The organism is Klebsiella sp. Ech2A, assembly GCF_030078455.1.
Classification (GTDB): Bacteria; Pseudomonadota; Gammaproteobacteria; order Enterobacterales; family Enterobacteriaceae; genus Klebsiella; species Klebsiella terrigena.
Window position 1 is genome coordinate 1 of the sequence record NZ_JAQGFU010000353.1, and the last position, 2,326, is coordinate 2,326.

A 2,326-nucleotide genomic window follows, 5' to 3' on the forward strand; every position below is an offset into this window, starting at 1 on the left:
GGGGGGTGGAGGCGCAGATCCCCGATGCGGCGGTGGCGCGCGGCGTAGTCGACAAGCTGGGCGACCGCATCGCCATCTCCTCCACGACGCTGATCTACCCGGTGCTCAACGGCTTCGGGGTGAAAAAAGGCAACAGCGAAGTGAAGACCGCGCTTGAGGAGGGGCTGAAGAAGTTTAGCGCCACGCCGGAGTACGCCGCCCTGCTGAAAAAGTATAACTTCCAGCCGCCGACCGAGGCGGACCTCAACGACCTGATGCCGAAAGTGGAATAACGCCGTGGCCTACTCTTTTGAAGAACAAACGCGCATCGATCTGGCGGCGACGCTGCGCATTGTTGCCCACCTCGGCATGCACGAGGCGGTCGCCAACCACTTTAGCGCCGCCCTGTCGGCGGATGGCAAAACGTTTCTGCTCAACCCGAAGTGGCGCCACTTCTCGCGCATTCGCGCCAGCGATCTGCTGCTGCTGAACGCCGATGATGAAGATAACGCCCACCGCGCGGACGTTGACGCCACGGCGTGGGCTATCCACGGGCAGATTCACCAGCGGCTGCCGCAGGCCCGGGCGGTGCTGCATCTGCATCCGGTCTACGCCACCAGCGTCGCCTGCCTTGAGGATCCGCAGATCCTGCCTGTCGACCAGAACACCGCGCGCTACTTTCAGCGCGTGGCGGTCGATACGCTGTACGGCGGGATGGCGGATACCGTCGCCGAGGGGGCGCGGCTGGCTGGGCTGCTGGCGGATAAACGCCGCCTGCTGATGGGCAATCACGGGGTGCTGGTGACCGCCGGCTCCATCGGCGAGGCGTTTGACGATATCTGGACCCTCGAGCGCGCCTGCCAGATTCTGGTCACCGCCTGGTCAACCGGCCGGCCGCTGAAGGTGCTGTCCGATGAAGTGGCGGAGAAAACCGCCGCCGACTGGGAAAAAATCAGCGACTTTTCCCGTCAGCATTTTGAGGAGATGAAGCAGCTGATGATCGACGCCGATCCTTCCCTGCTGGACTAAGCTGCCCCAGGCTTCCCCCGGGCAACGCCGGGGGAGCCGCTTAGCGCTGCGCCAGCTCGCTGAATACCGCCTGCAGCACCTCCGGCTTGCGCCAGCCCTGGTGCAGGTCCACCACCCGCCCGCGGCTATCAATCAGCACCGACGTCGGGGTACCGATCACCTGATAGCGCTCCTGGGTTATTTTCAGCCGGTCGCGCAGCACCGGGTAGCTGATGCCGTGCTTTGCCAGCAGCGGCGCGATCTCGACGCTGTCGGGATCGGTATTGACCGCCACCACCACCACCCTGTCCGGCCAGCGCTGGCTCAGCGCCTGCAGGGTATCCATCTCCGCCAGGCAGCCGCCGCAGCCGGCGGACCAGAAATTAAGATAGATGGCCTTACCGCGCCAGCGCTCAAGGCTGGCCGCGTTGTCCTGGAGATCGAAGGCCGCCAGCGCGGGGGCCGGCTCGCCGCGCGCCAGCTTCTCCTCTTTGCAGCCGACCAGCAGCGTCAGCAGCAGCATGATAATCACCTTAGGCATGCGCATGATGGTTCACCTCTTCGCCCAAATACCTGCCGTGCTGCAGCCGCACGATGCGGTCGGCAAACTGCCCCAGCGCCGGGTTGTGGGTCACCATCACCACCGTGCGCCCCTGCCGGTGCAGATCGGTCAGCAGATCCAGCACCCGCTGCTCGTTTTCCTCATCGAGGTTGCCGGTCGGCTCATCGGCAAAAATGACCGGCGGCTCGTTGACCAGCGCCCGGGCGATGCACACGCGCTGCTGCTCGCCGCCCGACAGCTGGCTCGGCAGGTGGGTCATGCGGTGTTCAAGGCCGACCTGGGCCAGTACCGCCCGGGCGGCGGCCTCGTCCACCACGCTGTGGTAGTGCTGCGCCAGCATGATATTTTCCAGCGCCGTGAGGAACGGGATCAGGTGAAACTGCTGGAAAACGAGGCCAATTTTCTGCGCGCGAAAGGCGCGGCGCCCCTCTTCATCCAGCGCCGCCGCGTCGGTGCCGTCGAGGATGACCTGGCCCTCGCTGGCGGTATCCAGACAGGTGAGAATGTTCATCAGGGTAGTTTTCCCCGAGCCGGAAGCGCCCATAATGGCGACGAACTCACCGCGGGCGATGCACAGATTAATGTCTTCCAGCGCGGTGACCTCGCCAAATCGCTTATATAAATGACGGGTCTCAATTGCCATCTGACGCAGGGGCGTGACGGTCATGGCGTTACTCTCCTTTCAGCACTTTCGCCGGCTCGACGCTTACCGCGCGCCGCACCGGAACAATGGCCGCCAGCAGGGCGACCAGTAAAGACAGCGCCAGGGTAATCGGC

General features: G+C 64.4%; 3 protein-coding genes and 1 pseudogene. 2 read left to right on the forward strand and 2 right to left on the reverse strand.

The features are described 5' to 3' along the window. Positions 1-272, forward strand: a pseudogene (locus PFH44_RS26815) (ABC transporter substrate-binding protein); the annotation flags it as partial. Between the two features lie 4 nt (positions 273-276). After that, a complete protein-coding gene (locus tag PFH44_RS26820; RefSeq protein WP_076947588.1) occupies positions 277-1,008 on the forward strand; it encodes a class II aldolase and adducin N-terminal domain-containing protein in 732 nt (243 codons plus the stop codon). A gap of 40 nt (positions 1,009-1,048) precedes the next feature. Here the strand turns inward: PFH44_RS26820 and PFH44_RS26825 are convergent, their stop codons facing one another. Together PFH44_RS26825 and PFH44_RS26830 are read right to left on the reverse strand one after the other, a co-directional pair. Further along, a complete protein-coding gene (locus tag PFH44_RS26825; RefSeq protein ID WP_283826730.1) occupies positions 1,049-1,534 on the reverse strand; it encodes a TlpA family protein disulfide reductase in 486 nt (161 codons plus the stop codon). Then, positions 1,521-2,216, reverse strand: a complete 696-nt coding sequence (locus PFH44_RS26830; protein WP_076947590.1) for an ABC transporter ATP-binding protein — start codon at positions 2,214-2,216, stop codon at positions 1,521-1,523. The genes PFH44_RS26825 and PFH44_RS26830 overlap by 14 nt, the downstream gene beginning before the upstream one ends. Between the last annotated feature and the right edge of the window lie 110 nt (positions 2,217-2,326).

Excerpts from the sequence above, each read along its gene's own strand:
- PFH44_RS26825 (WP_283826730.1), bottom strand. The coding sequence starts at position 1,534 with ATGCGCATGCCTAAGGTGATTATCATGCTGCTGCTGACGCTGCTGGTC.
- PFH44_RS26830 (WP_076947590.1), bottom strand. The coding sequence starts at position 2,216 with ATGACCGTCACGCCCCTGCGTCAGATGGCAATTGAGACCCGTCATTTA.